This window comes from Streptomyces sp. NPDC051582, assembly GCF_040681715.1.
Classification (GTDB): domain Bacteria; phylum Actinomycetota; class Actinomycetes; order Streptomycetales; family Streptomycetaceae; genus Streptomyces.
Genome location: NZ_JBFAZJ010000007.1, coordinates 1 through 19759, shown reverse-complemented (window position 1 = coordinate 19759; position 19759 = coordinate 1). Strand labels below are relative to the sequence as shown.

General features: G+C 71.3%; 20 protein-coding genes and 1 pseudogene. 11 read left to right on the top strand and 10 right to left on the bottom strand.

Features of this window, described 5'->3' with window-relative positions:
• Positions 1–7: 7 nt before the first annotated feature.
• From AB0M92_RS11745 to AB0M92_RS11730, 4 genes are all read right to left on the bottom strand, one after another.
• Positions 8–1150 carry an acyl-CoA dehydrogenase family protein gene (locus AB0M92_RS11745; protein ID WP_366101951.1) on the bottom strand — a complete coding sequence of 381 codons (1143 nt, stop codon included), beginning with the start codon at positions 1148–1150 and terminating at the stop codon, positions 8–10.
• A gap of 9 nt (positions 1151–1159) precedes the next feature.
• On the bottom strand, positions 1160–2185 hold the full coding sequence (locus tag AB0M92_RS11740) for an LLM class F420-dependent oxidoreductase (RefSeq protein WP_366101949.1): 1026 nt from the start codon (positions 2183–2185) through the stop codon (positions 1160–1162).
• Complete coding sequence (locus tag AB0M92_RS11735; RefSeq protein WP_366101948.1) at positions 2185–3363, bottom strand: CaiB/BaiF CoA-transferase family protein; 1179 nt, start codon at positions 3361–3363, stop codon at positions 2185–2187. Before AB0M92_RS11735 ends, AB0M92_RS11740 begins: the two co-directional genes overlap by 1 nt.
• 105 nt (positions 3364–3468) lie before the next feature.
• On the bottom strand, positions 3469–3885 hold the full coding sequence (locus AB0M92_RS11730; RefSeq protein ID WP_366101947.1) for an MmcQ/YjbR family DNA-binding protein: 417 nt from the start codon (positions 3883–3885) through the stop codon (positions 3469–3471).
• Between the two features lie 382 nt (positions 3886–4267).
• Here AB0M92_RS11730 and AB0M92_RS11725 point away from each other — a divergent pair, with 382 nt between their 5' ends.
• Both AB0M92_RS11725 and AB0M92_RS11720 read left to right on the top strand, forming a co-directional pair.
• Entirely contained in the window at positions 4268–5944 is a 1677-nt protein-coding gene (locus tag AB0M92_RS11725) for a PKD domain-containing protein (RefSeq protein ID WP_366101946.1), read from the top strand.
• A 214-nt stretch (positions 5945–6158) separates the two neighbouring features.
• Positions 6159–7313 (top strand): saccharopine dehydrogenase NADP-binding domain-containing protein, encoded by a 1155-nt coding sequence (locus AB0M92_RS11720; protein WP_366102154.1) that lies wholly within the window; start codon positions 6159–6161, stop codon positions 7311–7313.
• A 20-nt stretch (positions 7314–7333) separates the two neighbouring features.
• On the opposite strand, the gene AB0M92_RS11715 is transcribed toward AB0M92_RS11720, so the two are convergent.
• Positions 7334–8011: an endonuclease V gene (locus tag AB0M92_RS11715; protein WP_366101945.1), complete on the bottom strand. Its 678-nt coding sequence runs from the start codon at positions 8009–8011 to the stop codon at positions 7334–7336.
• Positions 8012–8036: 25 nt separating this feature from the next.
• Here AB0M92_RS11715 and AB0M92_RS11710 point away from each other — a divergent pair, with 25 nt between their 5' ends.
• Positions 8037–8336, top strand: a complete 300-nt coding sequence (locus tag AB0M92_RS11710; protein ID WP_366101944.1) for a YciI family protein — start codon at positions 8037–8039, stop codon at positions 8334–8336.
• Between the two features lie 32 nt (positions 8337–8368).
• On the opposite strand, the gene AB0M92_RS11705 is transcribed toward AB0M92_RS11710, so the two are convergent.
• Both AB0M92_RS11705 and AB0M92_RS11700 read right to left on the bottom strand, forming a co-directional pair.
• Positions 8369–8905 (bottom strand): DoxX family protein, encoded by a 537-nt coding sequence (locus AB0M92_RS11705; protein ID WP_366101943.1) that lies wholly within the window; start codon positions 8903–8905, stop codon positions 8369–8371.
• 234 nt (positions 8906–9139) lie between these two features.
• Positions 9140–10243, bottom strand: coding sequence for an oxidoreductase (locus AB0M92_RS11700; RefSeq protein ID WP_366101942.1), 1104 nt, complete (start codon positions 10241–10243; stop codon positions 9140–9142).
• Positions 10244–10317: 74 nt separating this feature from the next.
• Here AB0M92_RS11700 and AB0M92_RS11695 point away from each other — a divergent pair, with 74 nt between their 5' ends.
• From AB0M92_RS11695 to AB0M92_RS11680, 4 genes and pseudogenes are all read left to right on the top strand, one after another.
• Positions 10318–10734 (top strand): (4Fe-4S)-binding protein, encoded by a 417-nt coding sequence (locus AB0M92_RS11695; protein WP_366101941.1) that lies wholly within the window; start codon positions 10318–10320, stop codon positions 10732–10734.
• Positions 10735–10912: 178 nt separating this feature from the next.
• Positions 10913–11329 carry an SsgA family sporulation/cell division regulator gene (locus tag AB0M92_RS11690; protein ID WP_366101940.1) on the top strand — a complete coding sequence of 139 codons (417 nt, stop codon included), beginning with the start codon at positions 10913–10915 and terminating at the stop codon, positions 11327–11329.
• 258 nt (positions 11330–11587) lie between these two features.
• Positions 11588–13229: pseudogene (locus AB0M92_RS11685) on the top strand (ABC-F family ATP-binding cassette domain-containing protein).
• Between the two features lie 295 nt (positions 13230–13524).
• Positions 13525–14496 carry an acyl-ACP desaturase gene (locus AB0M92_RS11680; protein ID WP_366101939.1) on the top strand — a complete coding sequence of 324 codons (972 nt, stop codon included), beginning with the start codon at positions 13525–13527 and terminating at the stop codon, positions 14494–14496.
• 125 nt (positions 14497–14621) lie between these two features.
• Here AB0M92_RS11680 and AB0M92_RS11675 read toward each other — a convergent pair whose 3' ends face one another.
• Genes AB0M92_RS11675 through ligD form a run of 3 tightly spaced genes read right to left on the bottom strand, consistent with a single transcriptional unit; the run spans position 14622 to position 16858 of the window.
• Positions 14622–14876, bottom strand: a complete 255-nt coding sequence (locus AB0M92_RS11675; RefSeq protein ID WP_366101938.1) for a WhiB family transcriptional regulator — start codon at positions 14874–14876, stop codon at positions 14622–14624.
• A 60-nt stretch (positions 14877–14936) separates the two neighbouring features.
• Positions 14937–15731, bottom strand: coding sequence for a VOC family protein (locus tag AB0M92_RS11670; RefSeq protein ID WP_366101937.1), 795 nt, complete (start codon positions 15729–15731; stop codon positions 14937–14939).
• Between the two features lie 56 nt (positions 15732–15787).
• Positions 15788–16858, bottom strand: a complete 1071-nt coding sequence (ligD, locus tag AB0M92_RS11665; protein ID WP_366101936.1) for a non-homologous end-joining DNA ligase — start codon at positions 16856–16858, stop codon at positions 15788–15790.
• A 75-nt stretch (positions 16859–16933) separates the two neighbouring features.
• Here ligD and AB0M92_RS11660 point away from each other — a divergent pair, with 75 nt between their 5' ends.
• From AB0M92_RS11660 to AB0M92_RS11645, 4 genes are all read left to right on the top strand, one after another.
• The gene (locus AB0M92_RS11660) at positions 16934–18034 is read left to right on the top strand and encodes an ATP-dependent DNA ligase (RefSeq protein ID WP_366101935.1); all 1101 of its coding nucleotides are present in this window, start codon (positions 16934–16936) and stop codon (positions 18032–18034) included.
• Between the two features lie 108 nt (positions 18035–18142).
• Complete coding sequence (locus AB0M92_RS11655; protein ID WP_366101934.1) at positions 18143–18334, top strand: hypothetical protein; 192 nt, start codon at positions 18143–18145, stop codon at positions 18332–18334.
• Positions 18321–18842 carry a DUF6879 family protein gene (locus AB0M92_RS11650; protein ID WP_366101933.1) on the top strand — a complete coding sequence of 174 codons (522 nt, stop codon included), beginning with the start codon at positions 18321–18323 and terminating at the stop codon, positions 18840–18842. Before AB0M92_RS11655 ends, AB0M92_RS11650 begins: the two co-directional genes overlap by 14 nt.
• The gene (locus AB0M92_RS11645; RefSeq protein ID WP_366101932.1) at positions 18839–19669 is read left to right on the top strand and encodes a helix-turn-helix transcriptional regulator; all 831 of its coding nucleotides are present in this window, start codon (positions 18839–18841) and stop codon (positions 19667–19669) included. Before AB0M92_RS11650 ends, AB0M92_RS11645 begins: the two co-directional genes overlap by 4 nt.
• Positions 19670–19759: the final 90 nt, after the last annotated feature.

Here is a 19759-nt window from a genome sequence, read left to right as displayed (position 1 = left end):
TCTGGCATCAGCCGAGGAGGGAGCGGCCGATGATCTCTTTCATGATCTCGGTGGTGCCGCCGTAGATGGTCTGGATGCGGCCGTCGGTGAAGGCCCGTGCGACCCGGTATTCGCTCATGTAGCCGTATCCGCCGTGGAGTTGCAGGCAGCGGTCGGCGACGCGCTTTTGGAGCTCGGTCGCCCACCACTTGGCCATCGAGGCGTGGACGTGGTCCAGCTCCCCGTTGGAGTGGTCGACGATGCAGCGGTCCAGGAAGCTGCGGGTGACGGCGCACTCGGTGGCCATCTCCGCTATCTCGAAACGGATGTGCTGGAGCTTGGAGAGCGGCCGCCCGAAGGCCTCGCGCTCCTTCACGTACGTGGTGGTGATCTCCAGGAGGTGTTCGGCGGCGGCGATGCCGGCCATCGCGATGCCCATGCGCTCCTGCGCGAGATTGGTCATCAGGTGGACGAACGCGCCGTCGAGCTCGCCGAGCAGGTTCTCCTTGGGGACGCGTACGTCGTGGAAGAACAGCTCCGCGGTGTCCTGCGCCTTCTGGCCGATCTTGTCGAGGTTGCGGCCGCGCTCGAAGCCCTCCGTGCCGCGCTCGACCACCAGCAGCGAGAGGCCGTGCGCCCCGCCCTCGGGCGTCGTCTTGGCGACGACGACGACCAGGTCGGCCAGGATGCCGTTGGAGATGAAGGTCTTCGAGCCGTTGAGCACCCAGTGGTCGCCCCGGTCCTCGGCGCTGGTCCGGATCCCCTGGAGGTCGGATCCCGCGCCCGGCTCGGTCATCGCGATGGCGGTGATGGTCTCGCCGGAGCAGAAGCCGGGCAGCCAGCGCCGCTTCTGCTCCTCGGTGGCGAGCGAGGTCAGGTACGGCCCGATGATGTCGTTGTGCAGGCCGATCGCGAGTCCGGCCGCGCCCGCCCGGGTGAACTCCTCGGCGATCACGGCGGCGTAGCGGAAGTCGGTGTTCCCGCCGCCCCCGTACTCCTGCGGGACGGCCAGGCCCAGCAGACCCTGCCGGCCGGCGGCCCGCCAGGCCTCGCGGCTGACGATCCCGTCCTTCTCCCACTGGTCGTAGTGCGGCAGCACCTCCTTGGCGAGGAAGGTGCGGACGGTTTCGCGGAACGCCTCGTGGTCGGCGTCGAAGATGCGGCGTTGCATCGGGGCCCCCTAGAGCCAGCTCTTGACGGTTTCGATCAGCCGGGCCGGCTCGGCTCCGACGGGTGTGACGTTGAGCATGGTGACGCCCGCCTCCCGGAAGGCCTCGACGCGCTCACGCACGTAGCCCTCGGGCCCGCACAGCGTCATGAGCTCGCAGAACTCGTCCGGCACGGCGGCCGCGGCGTCGCGCTTGCGGCCGGAGAGGTAGAGCTCCTGGATCTTCCGGGCCTCCTCGCCGTACCCGTAGGCGACGGCGAGGTCGTTGTAGAAGTTCTTGCCGACCGCACCCATCCCGCCGACGTACAGGGCGATCTGCGGGCGCGCCAGGTCCCGTACGGCGGCCGCGTCCTCGCCGATCGCGAGCAGCCCGCCCGCCACGGTCTGCAGCGGGCCGAGCTCCGGGGAGCGCAGGGCCGCACCCTCGGCGAGGGCGCTCCCCCACACCGCGCGGGCCTTCTCGGGGAGGAACAGGGTGGGCAGCCAGCCGTCGGCGATCTCGGCGGTCATCCGCACGTTGGCGGGACCGAGCGAGGCGATGTAGACGGGGACCGCGTCGCGGACCGGCCGGGTGAGGATCTTCAGCGGCTTGCCGAGTCCGGTGCCCCGTTCCGGCGGCAGCGGCATGTCGGTGATGCCGTGGTGGTCGACGGTCTCGCGGCGCCAGATGCGGCGGCACAGCTCGACGGTCTCGCGGGTCCGGCCGATCGGCTTGTCGTACGGCTTCCCGTGCCAGCCCTCGACCACCTGCGGGCCGGAGGCGCCGAGACCGAGCAGCGCGCGGCCGCCCGAGAGCGCGTCCAGTCCGGCGGCCGTCTGGGCGAGAAGGGCCGGGGTGCGCGAGTACACGTTGAGGATGGCGGAGCCGATCTTCATCCGCTCGGTGCGCGCGGCGAGGTAGCCCATGATCGTCGGGGAGTCGAAGCCCCAGGCCTCGGCGACCCACACGGCGTCCAGCCCGGCCGCCTCCAGCGCCGCCGCCTCGTCGGCGGCCCGGCGCGGGTCCCCGGCGTAGTCGAGCATCATGGACAGTTCCATCAGGCCTCTTTCGGGAGCAGGGCCGGTACGTCCCAGTCGCGGGCCACGGATTCGGTGTGCGCACCGGGCAGGGCGGGGCCCGAGGTGACCGCGGACGGCGTGGCCGAGAACCGGGGCGCGGGGGCGGGCTGGGTGATCCCGCCGAAGTCGGTGAAGGTGGCGCGGGCGGCGAGGTGCGGGTGGTGCGGCGCCTCACCGAGGGAGAGCACGGGAGCCACGCAGGCGTCCGAGCCGTCGAAGACCGCCGTCCACTCCTGCCTCGTACGGGACTTGAAGCGGGCGGCGACGGCCTCGCGCAGCTCGCCCCAGCGGGCCAGGTCCTTGCGGGCGGGGGCCCGGTCCCCGATGCCGAGCAGTTCGACGAAGGTGTCGTAGAACTGCTGCTCCAGCGCGCCGACCGCCATGAACCCGCCGTCCGAGGTCTCGTACGTGCCGTAGAACGGGCAGCCGCCGTCGAGGAGGTTGGCCCCGCGCCGGTCCTGCCAGCCGCCGGCCGCCATCATGCCGTGGATCATGGCGGTGAGGTGGGCGGTGCCGTCGACGATGGCCGCGTCGACGACCTGGCCGGCGCCGCCGGGGGTGCGGGCGTGCTGGAGGGCGGCGAGCACGCCGATGACGAGGTAGAGCGAGCCGCCCGCGTAGTCCCCGACGAGGTTGGCGGGAACGGCCGGCGGCTCCCCCGGGTTCCCGATCATGCCGAGGGCGCCGGTGACCGCGATGTACGCGATGTCGTGCCCGGCGGTGTGCGCGAGCGGGCCGTCCTGGCCCCAGCCGGTCATCCGGCCGTACACCAGCTTCGGGTTGCGGGCGTGGCAGTCGGCGGGGCCCACGCCGAGCCGTTCGGCGACTCCGGGGCGGAAGCCCTCGATCAGCACGTCGGCCCGCTCGACGAGGTCGAGCACGCGGGCCGGGCCCTCGGCGGACTTCAGGTCGACCAGGACGGAGCGCTTGCCGCGGTTGGTGAGGTCGTACGCGGGGTTGACCGCGAGCCCGCCGCCGCCGGGCCGGTCCACCCGTACGACGTCGGCGCCCAGGTCGGCGAGGAGCATGGCGGCGAACGGGCCGGGGCCGATGCCCGCGAGTTCGACGACGCGCACGCCCGCGAGCGGGCCGGAGCCGGGCGCGGCGGGTCTGCCGGGCGTTCCCGGCCCGTCGGGCACGTTCCCTGTCACTGCCATCGAGCCCCCAGCGTCCGTAGCATCCGTGGCGCGCCATTGTGTGACACAACTGATGTAACACCAGTGATGCTAGGAACGCGTTCCACTCAGCACAAGAGCAACCGCTTAGCCGGTTGACTCGTTTCGCGCGTCCGGGCTCACCTCCGGTCGCGCGTCGAGCTCCTTGACGTGCCGCTTGAGGGCGACCGTCCGGTAGCTCTCCTCGACCCACTCGCACAGCACGTCGAGGGACGGAGCGCCCTTCGCTCCGAGCGGCACGAAGACCCAGCCGGCCCGCCCCAGCCCGTACCCGGTCGGCTCGGCCCCCGGCGCGGTCATGGCGTGGCCGTGCAGCGCCTCGTCCTTGAGCTTCACGGAGAGCCCGGGCGACTGCGGGCCGTCGAGACTGCCCAGGAAGACGAAGATCTTCTTGTTGACCTTCACGACGCAGTCCTCGGGCCCCCAGGGAAACTCCATCACCGCCTCCGGCAGCCCCTGGGCGAACTCCCGCACCGCCTCCCACTTGCGCACCGCAGCCTTCATCGACGCCTCCCGTCACCACAGCCACCCGCTCGCACGGACACTCGACCCTCACGCTAGCGCCGCCCCCCGGCACCGACCGGGAAGTGGACCACGGCCTTCGCGCAGGCGCCATCGGACCCCCGCCGGCGCCATCGGTTACCGGAACCGGAGTATCGACGACATCGGGGCCGTCGTCGGCTTTTTCGGGGCCTACCCGGACAACTGATCGGAGAACACAAAGCACCTGATCAGAGCAGCCAGATGCTCCTTCCGTGCCGCTTTCGAGACTCTTGCCGCAGGCGCCGGAGATGACCAAGGGGGGCGTTAAGCGGAAGCACATGGGCTATGTAATCTGAGCGAGCTTTCAGCCCTGTCCAAGGGCTCACGAAACATAGGGGGCTCGGTGTCCTACCGCCGACTCGCAGCATCCGCCGCCGTCTTCGCGGCCGGCATATCTCTCATACCGGGCATGGCCCACGCGGCCGGCACCGACTCCGGCGATGCCCGGGGCATCAGCAAGCCCGATCTGGCGCAGGCCGGCCTGAAGAACACCGCCACGTTCTCCAGCCCGGCCGCCCGGTCGATCCGGCAGGGCGCGCCGACCCCCAAGAGCAAGCTCGCGGCCGCTCCCCTGGCGGAGACCGCCGCCGCCAACCCGACCCTCGCGGTCGGCCTGGACGCGTTCGCCACCTCCGCGCACGCGATCGAGCTGGACACCTCCGTCACCAGCGCCGCCACCCCGCTCGACATCGCCATCGCCTGGGGCGACGGGGCCACCACCACCGCCTCGGCCGCCGGCACCCAGCTCGTGGCCTCCGAACACACCTACGCCGAGCTCGGCACCTACACCGTCAAGGTCACCGTGACGGACAAGGCCGCCAACACCTCGGTCACCAACGAGGTGGCGTTCACGACCGCGGGCTCGGACTACACCCCGTACGGCCCGACCCGTCTGCTGGACACCCGCAACGGCACCGGCGCCGCGAAGGCCGCGAAGGTCGCCCCGTACTCCTCCGCCCACCTGAAGATCGGCGGGAACGGCTCCATCCCCGCCGGCGTCACCGCGGTGGTCCTCAACGTCACCGTCACCGGCACCACCAGCGGCGGCCACGTCACCGCCTTCGCCGACGGCGACGACAAGCCGAGCACCTCGAACGTCAACTTCGTCCCCGGCCAGACGGTCCCGAACCTGGTCATCGTGCCGGTCGGCCCGAACGGCTACGTGAACCTGTACAACGGCGGCTGGGAGCCGGTCGACCTCATCGCCGACGTCACCGGCTACTTCACGCAGACCGCCTCCAGCGGCTACACCCCGCTGGCGCCGCAGCGCTTCGTCGACACCCGCACCGGCACCGGCACCGCCAAGGGCCAGCTCGCCGGATACGGGTCCTTCGGCACCCAGATCACCGGCCTGGGCAAGGTCCCGGCCTCCGGCGTCACCGCCGTGGCGCTCAACGTGACCGTCACCAACCCGCGCAGCGACGGCCACCTGACCGTCTACCCGAGCGGCCAGCAGGCCCCGACCGCCTCCAACGTGAACTTCACGACCGGTCAGACCATCGCCAACTCGGTGATCGTCCCGGTCGGCCCCGACGGCAGGATCAACATCCGCAACGGCGGCTGGAACCCGGCCGACGTCATCGTCGACGTCGTCGGCTACTACAGCCCGCAGAGCAAGGGCTCCTACCTGCCCTTCACCCCGGAGCGGATGATCGACACCCGCGACCCCCAGGACCGGGTGTACGGCCCCCTGGCCGGCCGCGACTACATCTACACGGCGATGGCGGAGCCCGGTTCCGGCGTCACCGGCTTCGTGCTGAACGCCACGGTGACCAACACCAGGGACAGCGGCTTCCTCGCGGTCGCCCCGGACCCGAACACGCTGGACGAGTACGACAACGGCGCGGCGGGCCCGCCGGCGCCGCCCACCTCCTCGACCCTGAACTGGACGACCGGCAAGACCGTCCCGAACCTGGTCCAGGCGAGCACCGGCGGCACCGGCCTCGTCGACTTCTGGAACCAGAGCGACGGCAACGCCGACCTCATCGTCGACGTCTTCGGCATGTACCAGGAGAGCTGAGCCGCGGCCGGCCGCGCACCGATCGCAGCGCCCCGGGAACGGCCGTCCAGGCCGCCTCCGGGGCGCTGTTCTGCGTACGGGGCGCGCGGGTTAGCCTCAGCCACCGACAGGAGTGGGAGGAGCCGTGGTGAACGAAGAGGTTCGAGGGGCCGACGGGGCCGCGGGGCGCGAACCCGCACACGCACCCGCATACGCACCCGAACGGTCGTACGACGTGGTGCTGTTCGGCGCCACCGGCTTCGTCGGCGCCCTCACCGCCGAGTACCTCGCCGCACACGCCCCCGCCGGCTGCCGGTGGGCCCTCGCGGGGCGCGACCTCGGGAAGCTGGAGCGGCTGCGCGAGCGGCTGACCGCCCTCGATCCGGGCTGCGCCTCGCTGCCGCTGCTGCGCGCGGACGCCGGGGACGCCGCGGCCGTACGGGAGCTGGCCGCCTCCACCCGGGTCCTGGCCACGACCGTCGGGCCGTACGTCCTGTACGGCGCGGAACTGGTCGCCGCCTGCGCCGCGGCGGGCACGGACTACGTGGACCTCACCGGCGAGCCGGAGTTCGTGGACCGGATGTACGTCGAGCACGACGCCCGGGCCCGGGAATCGGGCGCGCGGCTCGTGCACGCCTGCGGCTTCGACTCGATCCCGGCCGATCTCGGCGCGTACTTCACGGTGGGGCGACTCCCGGAGGGCGTTCCGCTGCGCGTGGACGGGTTCATGCGGTCCAACGCCGCCTTCTCCGGCGGAACTCTGGCTTCCGCCCTCACCGCCATGGGCCGCGGACCGCAGACCCTGGCGGCGGCGCGGGAGCGCCGGCTGCACGAGCCGCGGCTGCCGGCCCGCCGCGTACGGGCTCCCCTGGGCGCGCCGCGGTTCAGCGGCGAGACCGGCACGTGGGCGCTACCGCTGCCGACGCTGGACCATCGGATCGTGACCCGCTCGGCGGCCGCGCTGGAGCGGTACGGGCCGGACTTCCGCTACCGGCAGTACGCCTCGGTGAAGCACCTCCCCGCCGCCGTGGGCGGTGCGGCGGCGGTCGGTGCGGTGGTGGCCCTGGCACAGCTCCCGGCGGCGCGGCGGTGGCTGACGAGCCGTTGGGAGCCGGGTCGGGGGCCGGACGCGGAGCGGCGGGCGCGCAGCTGGTTCACGGTGCGTTTCGTGGGCGAGGGCGGCGGCCGCCGCGTGTTCACCGAGGTCTCGGGCGGCGACCCGGGTTACGGGGAGACCGCCAAGATGCTGGCGGAGTCGGCGCTGTGCCTCGCGTACGACGCCCTGCCGGAGCGGGCCGGCCAGCTCACCACGGCGGTGGCGATGGGCGACGCCCTGCTGGACCGGCTCCAGAAGGCGGGGATCCGGTTCCGGGTGGCCGCCTCCCTCTGAACCGGCAACCCGGCCGCCGCTCAGGAGGCTTCGCGCAGGGCCCGCCGGCAGAGCGAGTCGGCGTGCCGGGTGGACTCGGGGATCCGGAAGCGGGGGCTCAGCGCGAGGGCGTGGGCGCAGGCGGTGTCGAGCGAGATGCGGTGGCCGACGGAGACGTACACCGGTTTGATCCCGTCCTGCGTGCGCAGCGCCCGCCCGACGACGGCCCCGTCGGCCGCGACCAGCGCGGCGCCGTCGCCACGCCGTGCGCCCGGCTCCTCGTACGTGAACGTGAAGGGGTTCTTCGCCACGCCCATGCTCGGCAGCCCGGTGACGACCCCGAGGTGGCAGGCGAGACCGAAGCCGCGGGGGTGGGCGAGCCCGTAGCCGTCGCAGACGACCAGGTCGGGGGCGGCGGTGAGCGAGTCGAGGGCGGCCAGCACGGTGGGCAGCTCCCGGAAGGCGAGGAGCCCGGGCACGTACGGGAAGCTGACGGGCCCGACGGCGGTCGCCTCCTCGACGACTTCCAGGGTGGCGGCGTCGAGCACCACGGCCGCGGCGGCGACGAGGTCGCGCTCGTCGTCGTAGGCGACGTCCACGCCCGCGACCAGCCCGCGCCCGGGCGGCGGCCCGGCCTCGTCGAGCACCACGCTCTCGCGGAGTTCGTCCTGTATCGCCCGGGCCTCGGCCTCGTGGGCGGGGGTCTTCACACTCGTCATGAGGTGCGAGAGTAGCCTGGCGATCATGTTCATCATGGAGCTCGACTACACGGCGCCCATCGAAGCCGTCGAAGACGTGCTGGACGCCCACGTCGCGTGGCTGGACGGCTACTACGCCTCGGGCGTCTTCCTCGCCTCGGGCCGCAAGGTCCCGCGCGAGGGCGGCGTCATCCTGGCCGCGGGCATCTCGCGCGCCGAAGCCGAACGCATCGCGGCGCAGGACCCCTTCACCCTGGCCGGCGTCTGCGAGTACCGCATCACGGAGTTCATCGCGTCCAAGACCTCGTCGGACCTGGCGGGAGTACGGGAGTACCCGGCGGCTTAGGGACGGGTGCGACCACGGGTGGCTCGTGGTGGTCAGTCGCGGATGAGCAGGACGACGAATCCCACCACGGCCCCCAGGACCAGTCCGAGGACGGAGTAGCGGGGGCGCGACTCGCGCAGGACCGGGAGCAAGTGGTCGACGGAGAAGCGGCCCGGGCCGGTGAGGGTCAGGGCGATCACCCCGGCGAAGAGGACCGATTCAAGTTCCACGCCCTTGGGGGCGAAGAAGGTGTTCAGGCCCCGGACGGCGAGGACGTTGATGAAGGTGCCGGTCAGGGCCGCGCCCGCGAGCGGAGTGAGGAAACCGAGGGCGAGGCCCAGGCCGCCCAGGGTTTCGGAGAGACCCGCGATGACCGCCATGGCGTCTCCGGCGGGATATCCGCTCATCGTGAAGCCCTTGCCGGTGGCCGAGAGGCCCGGGCCGTCGAACCAGCCGAAGAGCTTCTGGGCGCCGTGGCCGGCCATGGTGAGGCCGACGACGAGCCGGAGCACGAGCAGGCCGATGTCGTGAGTGGCAGTGGTGGCGGAGGTGGCACCGAAGATCGCGCGGTCCCGTCGTTCGTACGCCATGAACGTCCGCCCTTCCGTCGCCCGTCAGCGACGGCCACCCTATGACGCCTGGCTGTGACGATCCGTCCGCAACGCCGTCGGCCCCCGTCGTCGACCCGCTCGGCCGCAGACCGGCCGCAGACCGGCCGCAGACCGGCCGCGCCGCAGTGGATCCCGGACCGGGACTCCCGCCCCTCCCGCCCCTGGCACCCCGGCGCCCCGGCGCCCCGGCGCCCCGGCGCCCCGGCCCCCCGATCAGCCTCCCGACCCCGCTTGCGAAGGCGCCTCCAGCCTCCCCACCCGTCCCTTCTCCCCCGCCGCCCAGCAGCCGCCGTCGTCCGCGCAGTCGACCGTGTCGAACGAACCCGGGGCCAGGGGGCGCCACGTCCTGCCGGCGTCCGTCGTCACGTCGGTGCCCGTCGGGCCCACCGCCAGGGCCGCGGTGCGCAGGTGCGGGAGCCAGGCCGCGCCCGAGCGGTACGCCGGGGGCGGGGTCGGGGCCGGACGCCAGGTGCGGCCCGCGTCCGCCGATACGGCGGCGGCCCGCGGGGAGGCCTCGCCGGTGCGGTAGTCGCCGCCGACCGCCAGGCCCGTCGTACGGTCGCGGAAGGCCAGGGCGAAGACCCCCTTGGCCGGGTCGCCCGCCGGGATGCCCGACTCGGCGACGCGCCAGGTGCGGCCGCGGTCCGGCGAGTGCAGGATCCGGCCGGCCGCGCCGCCGCCCGTGGCCAGCCAGACGTCGCGCGGCCCCGCGCTCACCAGGCACTGGCCACTGGCCGCGAACCCCGCCTCGCCCGCCAGGGCGTCGGGCATCCCCGTGCTCGGCAGCACCGCCCAGTTCCGGCCGCCGTCGTCCGTGGACAGGATCCGGAACCTGCCGTCCACCGGGTCGCTCATCGCCAGTCCGTGCCGGGAGTCGAAGAAGGTGAGGCAGTCGTAGAAGGCCCGCGGGTCGGGGTTGCGGAAGGTCTCGGTCCAGGTCGCGCCGCCGTCCTCGGTGCGCAGCACCCGCGAGGCCTCGCCCTCACCGATGGACAGGGCCACCGCGCGCCGTGCGTCGAAGGCCTCGATGTCGCGCAGCTCCAGGCCCTCCGCGACCGCGCCCGGCGGTGAGACGTCACGCCAGCTGCGGCCGCCGTCCACCGTGCGCAGCACGGCCCCCTTGGTTCCGGCCACCCAGGCCGTGGAGCGGCTGACCGCGGCGAGCCCGCGGAACCGGGCGTCCTTCCCGGTGTCCTTCAGCGCCCAGCCCGCGCCCCGTAACTCCTGCACGACCGTACCGCTGCGCGCGTGCGCCGGGGCGGCCAGCAGGCCCACCGCCAGAGCCGCCGCGCACATGCCAACTCCCAGAAGTCTCATGGCGCCGGAAGCTAATGCACACCTGATTCGGCGTCCAGGGTGCGTCCGTGCCACCGCGTTCCTACGCTGGGGCCATGCCTTCCAAGGAACCCAAGGCCTACGACGGCAAGCACATCACCGTCACCTACGACACCGGGCGGTGCCTGCACGCCGCCGCATGCGTGAGCGGGCTTCCCGAGGTGTTCGACTCGGGAAAGCGTCCGTGGGTACAGCCGGACGCCGCCGAGCCGGAGCGGGTGGCCGAGGTGATCCGCCGGTGCCCCTCGGGTGCGTTGCAGTACCGGCTCGCCGAGGACGGGCCGGCCGAGGAGCCGGACCGGCCGACGACGGTCGTACGCTCGCCCGCCGGGCAGCTCGTGATGCGCGGCGATCTGCGCGTGACGACCTCCGCCGGGGCCGTTCGGCGGGAGACCCGGGCGATGCTTTGCGCTTGTGGAGTGAGCGGGAACCAGCCGTTCTGTGACCACTCCGGGGCATGCGGCCGCGACTGACATCCCTTCGCCCGCCCCACTCCCGCCGTCACTCTGTGCGATCAAACGGACGCGTTCCAGCCAATCGGTGACACAGCTCACGTCAGTTCGCATGCACGGATTTGCCGATTCCGGCGTCTATCCGGTTGTCGGGCTTCAGCCCACGCCCGACAGCAGATCCGCCGCAAGGGAGCGAGCCTTGATCACTGTTATCGAGCAGGCCGTGCAGGCCCGTCTGGTCGCCACCGCCCCGAAGGTCGAGACCGTACCCGTCACGCTCTGCTACGACCGTGCGGATCCCTTCGCCGTGCGCATGGCCTTCCCCGCTCCCGCCACCCTGGAAGGCGTCGAGGTTTCGTGGACCTTCGCGCGCGAGCTCCTGGAATCGGGGCTGGACCGCCCGACGGGGTGGGGCGACGTACGGGTGCGGCCGTACGACATCGACCGGACCACGATCGAGTTCCACGCGCCGGAGGGAGTGGCGATCGTGCTGATGCTGACGGCCGAGCTGCACCGGTTCCTGGAGCGGGCCGCGACGATCGTGCCGCCGGGTCTTGAGCACCTGTACCTCGACATGGACCACAGCCTGGCCGAGCTGATGCGCGACCCGCGCTGAGACCGGGCCGCCGCTCCGCTCCGTCCCGGCACCCGCACCCGCACCCGCGCTCGCGCTCGCGCTTAAATCGTTTGCGGGCGGCCCCCGGCCGCCCGTAGCTTCGTAGACGCCCCATTGCCGTCGAAACGGAGCAGGACGTTGCTCTTCTGAGGTCCGAGACACCGACCGATCCCGCCATCCCGACCCGCTCCGCGTCGGATCCGACCGTCGGCTGTCTCCCCGTGTTGCACGCACCACTCACGCAACCTGGAGGCCTCCATGAGCCATGCCCCTGCATTCATCACCTGCTCCACCCTGTCCTTCGACTGGCCCGACGGGACTCCCGTCTTCGACGACTTCCACTGGGCCGTCGGCCCCGGCCGCACCGGCCTCATCGGGCTCAACGGCTGCGGGAAGTCCACCCTGCTGAAGCTGATCGCGGGTGAACTGACCCCTTCCGAAGGCCAGTTGTCCGTGGCCGGCACCGTCGGGTACCTCCCGCAGAGCGTCACCCTCGACACCGCCCTGCGCGTGGACGAGGCGCTCGGCATCCACACCGCCCGCGCCGCCCTGCACGCCGTCGAGGCGGGTGAGGCGACCGAGGCGAACTTCGCCGCGGTCGGCGACGACTGGGACGTCGAGGAGCGGGCCCTGGCCACCCTCGACCAGCTCGGCCTCGCCCGGATCGGCCTGGACCGCACGGTCGGCGAACTGTCCGGCGGCGAATGCGTGTTGCTGCGTCTGGCCGCCCTGCTGCTCGCCCGCCCCGACGTCCTGCTGCTCGACGAGCCGACGAACAACCTGGACCTGCGCGCCCGGCGCCGCCTGTACGCGGCGGTCGAGTCCTGGTCCGGGGTGCTGCTCCTGGTCAGCCACGACCGGGAGCTGCTGGAGCGGGTCGACCAGATCGCCGACCTGCACGACGGCGAAGTCCGCTGGTACGGAGGGAACTTCTCGGCCTACGAGGAACAGCTGGCCGCCGAGCAGGACGCGGCCGAGCGGATGGTCCGGGTCGCGGAGGCCGACGTACAGCGGCAGAAGCGCGAACTGTCCGACGCCCACATGAAGCTGGCGCGGCGCAAGCGGTACGGACCAGAAGATGAACGACTCGAAGCGCGAGCCGAAGATCGTCATGGGCGCCCGCAAGCGCGCGGCGCAGGAGTCGGCCGGCAAGCACCGCATCCTGCACACCGAGAAGCTGGCGCAGGCGAAGGAGCGCCTCGACCAGGCGGCGGAGGCGGTGCGCGACGATGACGAGATCCGGATCAAGCTGCCCGCCACGCAGGTCCCGCCGGGCCGCCGGGTGCTGACCTTGAGCGACGTGCACCTGGCGCACGGGGCCCGGGCCGCGGGCGAGTGGGAGCTGCGCGGTCCGGAGCGGATCGCACTGGTGGGCCGCAACGGTTCGGGCAAGACGACCCTGCTGCGCACGATCGCGGGGACCCTCGCGCCGGTGTCCGGGGAGGCGATCACGCACGTGCCGACGCGCTTCCTGCCGCAGCGGCTGGACGTGCTCGACGAGAGCCGGTCGGTGGTGGAGAACGTGGCCCGGTTCGCCCCGCAGGCCTCGAACAACCTGGTCCGGGCGCGGCTCGCGCACTTCCTGTTCCGGGGCGCCCGGGCGGACCGGCCGGCCGGCACCCTGTCGGGCGGCGAGCGGTTCCGGGCTGCTCTGGCGGCGCTGCTGCTGGCGGAGCCGGCTCCGCAGCTGCTGATGCTGGACGAGCCGACGAACAACCTGGACCTGGCGAGCGTCCGGCAGCTCGCGCAGGCGCTGGAGTCGTACGAGGGCGCGCTGCTGGTGGCCAGCCACGACGTGCCGTTCCTGGAGTCGGTCGGGATCACCCGGTGGCTGCTGCTGGACGGCGAGCTGAAGCCGACCACGGCCGAGGAGGTGCGCGAGGCCCTGTGGCACGGGTGAGCACGAGTGGGTCCGCGGCGGGGTCGGCTGCCGATCCGGCGGCCGGCCCGGCGGCGTCCCGCGGCCGTAATGCCCGTCCAGGCGGTGACCGCCGTCAAGGCGGGTGTCACGGGCCACCTGCCGGGGCGACTTTCGCACCGCCGGGCTCTTCTCGTACGCCCTCAAACTGCATAGATAACCGGACGTAACCGGTCATATGAACGGCTGGGGCTTGGCTGGCTCTCACGCTCCGCTTAACCTACGGATTCGTAGGCTACGGAACCGTAGGTATTTCGCTTTGTCCCCAGGAGCACCCGTGACGATCACCTCTCCCCACCTCGGCAGCTCGGAGGCGTGGACCGACGCCAAGCTGCTGTACGCGCTGGAAGAGGTGGTCGAGAAGGAACTCAACCGCCATCTGAAGGTCACCAAGGACTGGATGCCCCACGAGTACGTCCCGTGGAGCGACGGCCGGAACTTCCCGGGCTTCTTCGAGGACGGCGAGGCCTGGGACCCGCAGCAGTCCAAGGTCACCGACATCGGCAAGATCGCGCTGGTCGTGAACCTGCTGACCGAGGACAACCTCCCCAGCTACCACCACGAGATCGCCACGCTCTTCGGCCGCAACGGCGCCTGGGGCACGTGGGTGCACCGCTGGACGGCCGAGGAGGGCCGCCACGGCATCGTGATGCGCGACTACCTGCTGGCCTCGCGCGCCGTGGACCCGGACAAGCTGGAAGCGTTCCGCATGCAGCACATGTCGGAGGGCTTCGAGTCCGACAACCGGCATTCGATGCTGCACTCCGTGGCGTACGTGGCCTTCCAGGAGCTCGCGACCCGCATCTCGCACCGCAACACCGGCCACCAGTCCGGTGACCCGGTCTGCGACCGGATGCTGGCCCGCATCGCGCAGGACGAGAACCTGCACATGATCTTCTACCGCAACCTGCTGGGCTCGGCCTTCGAGCTCGCCCCGGACCTGACGATGCAGGCCGTGCGGGACGTCGTGGTCAACTTCCGGATGCCCGGACACGGCATGCCCGGCTTCGAGCGGATGGCCGCGCAGATGGCGATCGGCGGGGTCTACAACCTGCGGATCCACCACGACGACGTGCTGAGCCCGGTGATCCGCTTCCTGAAGATCATGGACATCGACGGTCTCGGCCCCGAGGGCCGGCAGGCCCAGGAGGAGCTCGGGCTCTTCATGGACGGTCTGGACTCCGAGGCCCGCAAGTTCGACGAGCGGCTGGCCGCCCGCGCGGCGCGCATCGCGGCCCGCAAGGCCTGACCGGCCCGACCGGCCCGACCGGCCCGACCGGCCCGACCGGCCCGCAACGCCTCGAACCCTGGCATGGCCCCCGCCCTGCCAGGGTTTCGCGTTGTCCGGCGGTGGTGGTCCGGCGGCGGTCCCCGTCAGCCGCGCGGGCGCAGCGCGAGGCGTTCGGACTCCGAGAGACCGCCCCAGACGCCGAAGCGCTCGTCGTTGGCCAGGGCGTACTCCAGGCATGCCGCGCGGCCTTCGCACGCCCCGCACAGCCGCTTCGCGTCCCGCAGGGAGGAACCGGGCTCCGGGAAGAAGAATCCCGGGCCCGTCTGGGCGCAGAGGGCGAGGTCGTACCAGGCGGGCGCGGCGGTGGTGGAGGCGGAGGTGGAGGTGTTCATCGACATGCCGGAGATCCTCACCGCCGCCGATGGACGTCCGATCAACGCCTGATCAACACCGGCTCCTCAGCCCCCCGGTGCCGGAGCGCTGGCGATGACGGCGAACCGGGCGCCGTAGGGATCGGCCAGCTTGGCGAAACGGCCGACGCCCTCCATGAACACCGGCGACGACCGGACCTTGCCGCCCGACTCCTCCGCCCCGGCCGCCGTCACATCGCAGTCGGCGACCTCGAAGTACGGAGTCCAGTAGGGGCGTTCGGCGTCCTCCACCGGAGAGCTCCCGATCGGGACGAGACCGCCGAAGGCCGCCTCGTCGGGCGTGCCCGCCGCCTTGACCGCGGTGTACGAGCCGCCCTCGAAGGGCATTTCGTTGATCTCCCAGCCGAAGACCGCGCCGTAGAAGGCCGCTGCCGCCCCCACATCGCTCGTGTAGAGCTCGGTCCAGCACAGGGTGCCGACGTCCGTCACGGCGCCGAGGCCCTCGATCCTGCCCGGCTGCCAGATCGAGAACGTGACGCCCTCGGGGTCGGCGAAGATCGCCATCCGGCCGAGGCCCATGACGTCCCTGGGCTCGACGGCGACCGTGCCGCCCGCCTCGACCACGGCGGCCGCGGTGGCGTCCGCGTCGGAGCTGCGGAAGTACACCGTCCACGCCGACCGGACCTCTCCCGGCGCGACGGCCATACCGCCCGCCACCGTCTTGCCGTCGAGCTGGAACATCGCGTATCCGCCGGCCTCCTCGCCGCCCGGCCGGTAGTCCCAGCCGAACAGTCCGGTGTAGAACCCGGCGGCGCCGTCGAGGTTGGGCGTGCCGAGGTCGACCCAGTTCGGGGAGCCGTCTTTGTAGTCCGTCGTGAGCATGACCCGTACTCCTTCCGTCCTCCCTACGAGCATGGCACCCGCCTCTGACAGCGCGCTCAGCCCTCGCCCTTCACGCCCTTGCCCTCCGCGTCCTTGCCCTTGCCCTTGCCGTCCTCGTGCTTCGCCCGGCTCGGCTGGACGCGCTTCGGCTCGCCGGGCATCTTCGGGTAGTCCGGCGGGTACGGCATGTCGCCCAGGCCGTGGTCGTGTTCGTGGCGCTCGGCCAGTTCCAGGGCGGCGTCCAGGCCGAAGGCGTGCTCGTCCATGTCCGCGTGCAGGTCGCCCAGCTCCGCGTACCGCGCCGGCATCGTGGTGATGTCGAAGTCGCGGGGCTCGGCGGAGTCGATCTCGTCCCAGCGCAACGGGGCCGAGACCGGGGCGTGCGGGCGCGGGCGTACGGAGTACGCGGAGGCGATCGTGCGGTCGCGGGCGGTCTGGTTGTAGTCGACGAAGATCCGCTCGCCGCGCTCCTCCTTCCACCACGCCGTGGTCACCTTGCCGGGCATCCGCTGTTCCAGTTCGCGGCCGATCGCGATCGCGCAGCGCCGGACCTCGGTGAACGTCCAGCGCGGCTCGATCGGGACGAAGACGTGCAGCCCCCGCCCGCCGGAGGTCTTGGGCCAGCCGCGCAGACCCAGGTCCTCCAGTACGTCGCGCAGCTCGTGGGCGCAGATCACCGCGTGGTGGTAGTCGGTGCCCGGCTGTGGGTCCAGGTCGATGCGCAGTTCGTCGGGCCGGTCGGTGTCCTCGCGCCGCACCGGCCAGGGGTGGAAGGTCAGGCAGCCAAGATTGGCGGCCCACAGCACGGCGGCCGGTTCGGTCGGGCAGATCTCGTCGGCCGTGCGCCCGCTGGGGAACTCGATGTGGGCGGTCGGGATCCAGTCGGGCAGGTTCTTCGGGGCGCGCTTCTGGAAGAAGGACTCGCCCTCCACCCCTTCGGGGTAGCGCTCCAGGGTGGTGGGCCGGTTGCGCAGGGCGCGCGTGATCCCGTCGGCCACGGACAGGTAGTACCGCGCCACGTCCAGCTTGGTCAGGCCCCGCTCGGGGAAGTAGACCTTGTCCGGGCTGGACAGCCGCACGGTCCGCCCGCCCGCGTCCAGCTCTATGGCATTCCCGGATGCACCCATGTGCGCCACGGTAGGCGGCCCCCGCCCGGTGCGCATACCGGGCAGGCCCGGCCGTACCGCCGCAGAATCTAAGACATGGATCTGCCCGTGATGCCGCCCGTGAAGCCGATGCTCGCCAAGTCGGTGTCCAAGATCCCTCCGGGCATGCAGTACGAGGCCAAATGGGACGGCTTCCGCGCCATCGTGCACCGCGACGGCGACGAGGTGGAGATCGGCAGCCGCACCGGAAAGACCCTGACCCGGTACTTTCCCGAGCTGGTGACCGCGCTGAGGGACAACCTGCCGGCCCGCTGCGTCGTGGACGGCGAGATCGTCATCGTTCACGGCGGGCGGCTCGACTTCGACCGTCTGACCGAGCGCATCCATCCCGCGCAGTCCCGTGTGGACATGCTGGCGCAGAAGACCCCCGCCAGCTTCGTCGCCTTCGATCTGCTCGCGCTCGGCGACGAGGCCCTCCTCGACACCCCGCTCACCGACCGGCGCGGCGCCCTCACCGATGCCCTGTCCACTGCTCGGCCCCCCGTTCATCTCGCGCCCGCGACCACCGACCCCGCGCTCGCGCAGGAGTGGTTCGAGCGGTTCGAGGGCGCCGGGCTCGACGGGGTGATCGCCAAACCGCTCGATCTGCCCTACCGGCCCGATGCCCGCCTCATGTTCAAGATCAAGCACGAGCGTACGGCCGACGTCGTCATCGCGGGTTTCCGTTTCCACAAGAGCGGTCCGATTGTCGGATCGCTGCTCCTGGGCCTGCACGACGCCCGCGGCGCCCTCCAGCACGTGGGGGTCTGCGCCGCCTTCCCGATGAAGCGCCGGGCCGAGCTGGTGGAGGAGCTCGCACCCCTGCGGATGGCCGACACGACCGGGCATCCGTGGGCCGCCTGGGCCGAGGAATCCGCGCACGAGAGCGCCCGGCTGCCCGGCGCCCAGAGCCGCTGGACCGGCAAGAAGGACCTCTCCTGGGTACCGCTTCGCCCCGAGCGCGTCTGCGAAGTCGCGTACGACACCCTTACCAACAGGACAGAGGGAGAGGAAGCGAGTGGTCCGGGAAGGTTCCGGCATACCGCACGATGGCGCCGCTGGCGGCCCGACCGGACCCCCGAGAGCTGCACCTACGATCAGCTTGAGGAAGTGGTGGGCTACGACCTGGACGAAGTCCTCGGCTTGAAGGGCACGTAGACACGCCCGGTTTCCCGTTCTCTCAACCGTGATCGCTTGACCCCGGGGTCACGGGCTCGGGAGCATCGAACGCGGCACTCCGCCAACGGGAGAGGGGAACCCGAAACCATGAAGGTGACCAAGCTGATCAGCACCTGTGACTTGAAGGACTGCCCGACCATCTACGCCACCGATCGGGGTACGTTCCTCGTCCAGGGCGAGAGGCCCGACGACCACGGGCTCAAGATTCCCGCTCACGAAACCCTTGTCGAGATCCCCGTCGAGCTGATCAAGAAGGCCATCGCCGATGGCCTCATCTAGCACTCTGGCCGAACTCTTCGAGCGGTTCCAGCACGAGGCGTTCCGCCTGGAGACCCTCGACGACTACAGCGGCTCCGGGAACGTTGACGCCTACAGGGCGTTCCAGGCCGGTCAGGAGCGGCCTGAGGGCTACAACGCCGGATGGGTCGAAGAGCTCCGGAGCCTCACGCACGAGGGCAAGCGGGTGTTCCGCGTACACGTCCTCAAGCGACCCCTCACGGAGTACCTCCGATTCGAGCTGGGCTGGGGCTACCGGACGAACATGACCGGCGGAGAAGAGTTCTTCATCCTCGACGTGACGGACGCTCCCAACCCGCTCGACGCCGTCCCGGACTTCTGGCTCTTCGACTCCAAGGACACTGCTGTCATGCGGTACGAGGACACCGGCGCTTATCTCGGGGCGGACGTTCTGTCCCCGGACGAAGCCGCCGCTTACGTCGCCTACCGAGACACGGCACTCGCCCACGCGGAGCCGTTCACCGACTGGTGGGCCAAGTACGGCGAGTGAACAAGGCACAGCTCGGGGCCGCGCTGCGGGCACTGCGAGAGGCGTCCGGGAAGGAAGCCAAAACGGTCGCCCGTAGCGCCCTCATGTCTCCGTCCAAGCTCTCCAAGATCGAGAATGCCAACCTTCTGCCGAGCACAACGGACGTTGAACGCATCCTCACCGCCATAGGCGTCTCCGACGCCATCAAGGCCGAGTACACAGAAGCGGCCCGTGCGGCGACCACTGAGGCCACCGCGTGGCGACTCCTCAAGCGAGTCGGCATCCACAAGGGTCAGCAGGCAGCGAAGGCCCTTGAAGCTCAAATGGCCGTCCTGCGGCTGTTCCAGCCCGCCCTGGTACCCGGGCTGCTCCAGACGCCCGAGTACATCCGGGCCATCCTCCAGCGCCACGACCTGAGCGAAAACGCCCTCACCCGCACGCTCAGCGGAAGGCTTGAGCGTCAGGCGGTGCTGTTCGACAGCACGAAGAAGCTCCGTTTCGTCATCACCGAACCCGTGCTCCGCTGGCGGATCGTCCCGCCGCAAATGATGGCCGCACAGCTCGACCGGATCGTCTCCATGTCTCGCTTGGCTCACGTGGACATCAGGGTCGTACCGCTCTCCGCCCCACAGACGGACATCGCGAACCACGCCTTCGTCATCCGAGACGATCGGATGGTGACCGTCGAGACCGTCCACGCCGAGATAGTCGTAACCGACCCTCGCGACGTAGAGATGTACGTCCGAAAGTTCGAAGGGTTCGAGCAGGCGGCCTTGTCCGGTGACGTGATGCGGAGCCTCGTCGAGAGCCTCCGGGACGGATTCTTGACGGAACAGGAAACAGGCTAGTGACCTGGTTCGGAGATCCTGTCGCAGTAGCGGCAGATGCGGTCGAGGATCTGGTCGGCGGTCTTGGTCCACTTGAAGGGCCGGGCATCG

Bases quoted from the DNA above. Each gene is read 5' to 3' on its own strand.
- AB0M92_RS11700 (WP_366101942.1), bottom strand. From the start codon at position 10,243: ATGAGACTTCTGGGAGTTGGCATGTGCGCGGCGGCTCTGGCGGTGGGC.
- AB0M92_RS11730 (WP_366101947.1), bottom strand. From the start codon at position 3,885: ATGAAGGCTGCGGTGCGCAAGTGGGAGGCGGTGCGGGAGTTCGCCCAG.
- AB0M92_RS11650 (WP_366101933.1), top strand. From the start codon at position 18,321: ATGGCCTCATCTAGCACTCTGGCCGAACTCTTCGAGCGGTTCCAGCAC.
- AB0M92_RS11735 (WP_366101948.1), bottom strand. From the start codon at position 3,363: ATGGCAGTGACAGGGAACGTGCCCGACGGGCCGGGAACGCCCGGCAGA.
- AB0M92_RS11715 (WP_366101945.1), bottom strand. From the start codon at position 8,011: ATGACGAGTGTGAAGACCCCCGCCCACGAGGCCGAGGCCCGGGCGATA.
- AB0M92_RS11710 (WP_366101944.1), top strand. From the start codon at position 8,037: ATGTTCATCATGGAGCTCGACTACACGGCGCCCATCGAAGCCGTCGAA.
- AB0M92_RS11670 (WP_366101937.1), bottom strand. From the start codon at position 15,731: ATGCTCACGACGGACTACAAAGACGGCTCCCCGAACTGGGTCGACCTC.
- AB0M92_RS11740 (WP_366101949.1), bottom strand. From the start codon at position 2,185: ATGGAACTGTCCATGATGCTCGACTACGCCGGGGACCCGCGCCGGGCC.
- AB0M92_RS11695 (WP_366101941.1), top strand. From the start codon at position 10,318: ATGCCTTCCAAGGAACCCAAGGCCTACGACGGCAAGCACATCACCGTC.
- ligD (WP_366101936.1), bottom strand. From the start codon at position 16,858: ATGGGTGCATCCGGGAATGCCATAGAGCTGGACGCGGGCGGGCGGACC.
- AB0M92_RS11660 (WP_366101935.1), top strand. From the start codon at position 16,934: ATGGATCTGCCCGTGATGCCGCCCGTGAAGCCGATGCTCGCCAAGTCG.
- AB0M92_RS11675 (WP_366101938.1), bottom strand. From the start codon at position 14,876: ATGTCGATGAACACCTCCACCTCCGCCTCCACCACCGCCGCGCCCGCC.
- AB0M92_RS11745 (WP_366101951.1), bottom strand. From the start codon at position 1,150: ATGCAACGCCGCATCTTCGACGCCGACCACGAGGCGTTCCGCGAAACC.
- AB0M92_RS11705 (WP_366101943.1), bottom strand. From the start codon at position 8,905: ATGGCGTACGAACGACGGGACCGCGCGATCTTCGGTGCCACCTCCGCC.
- AB0M92_RS11655 (WP_366101934.1), top strand. From the start codon at position 18,143: ATGAAGGTGACCAAGCTGATCAGCACCTGTGACTTGAAGGACTGCCCG.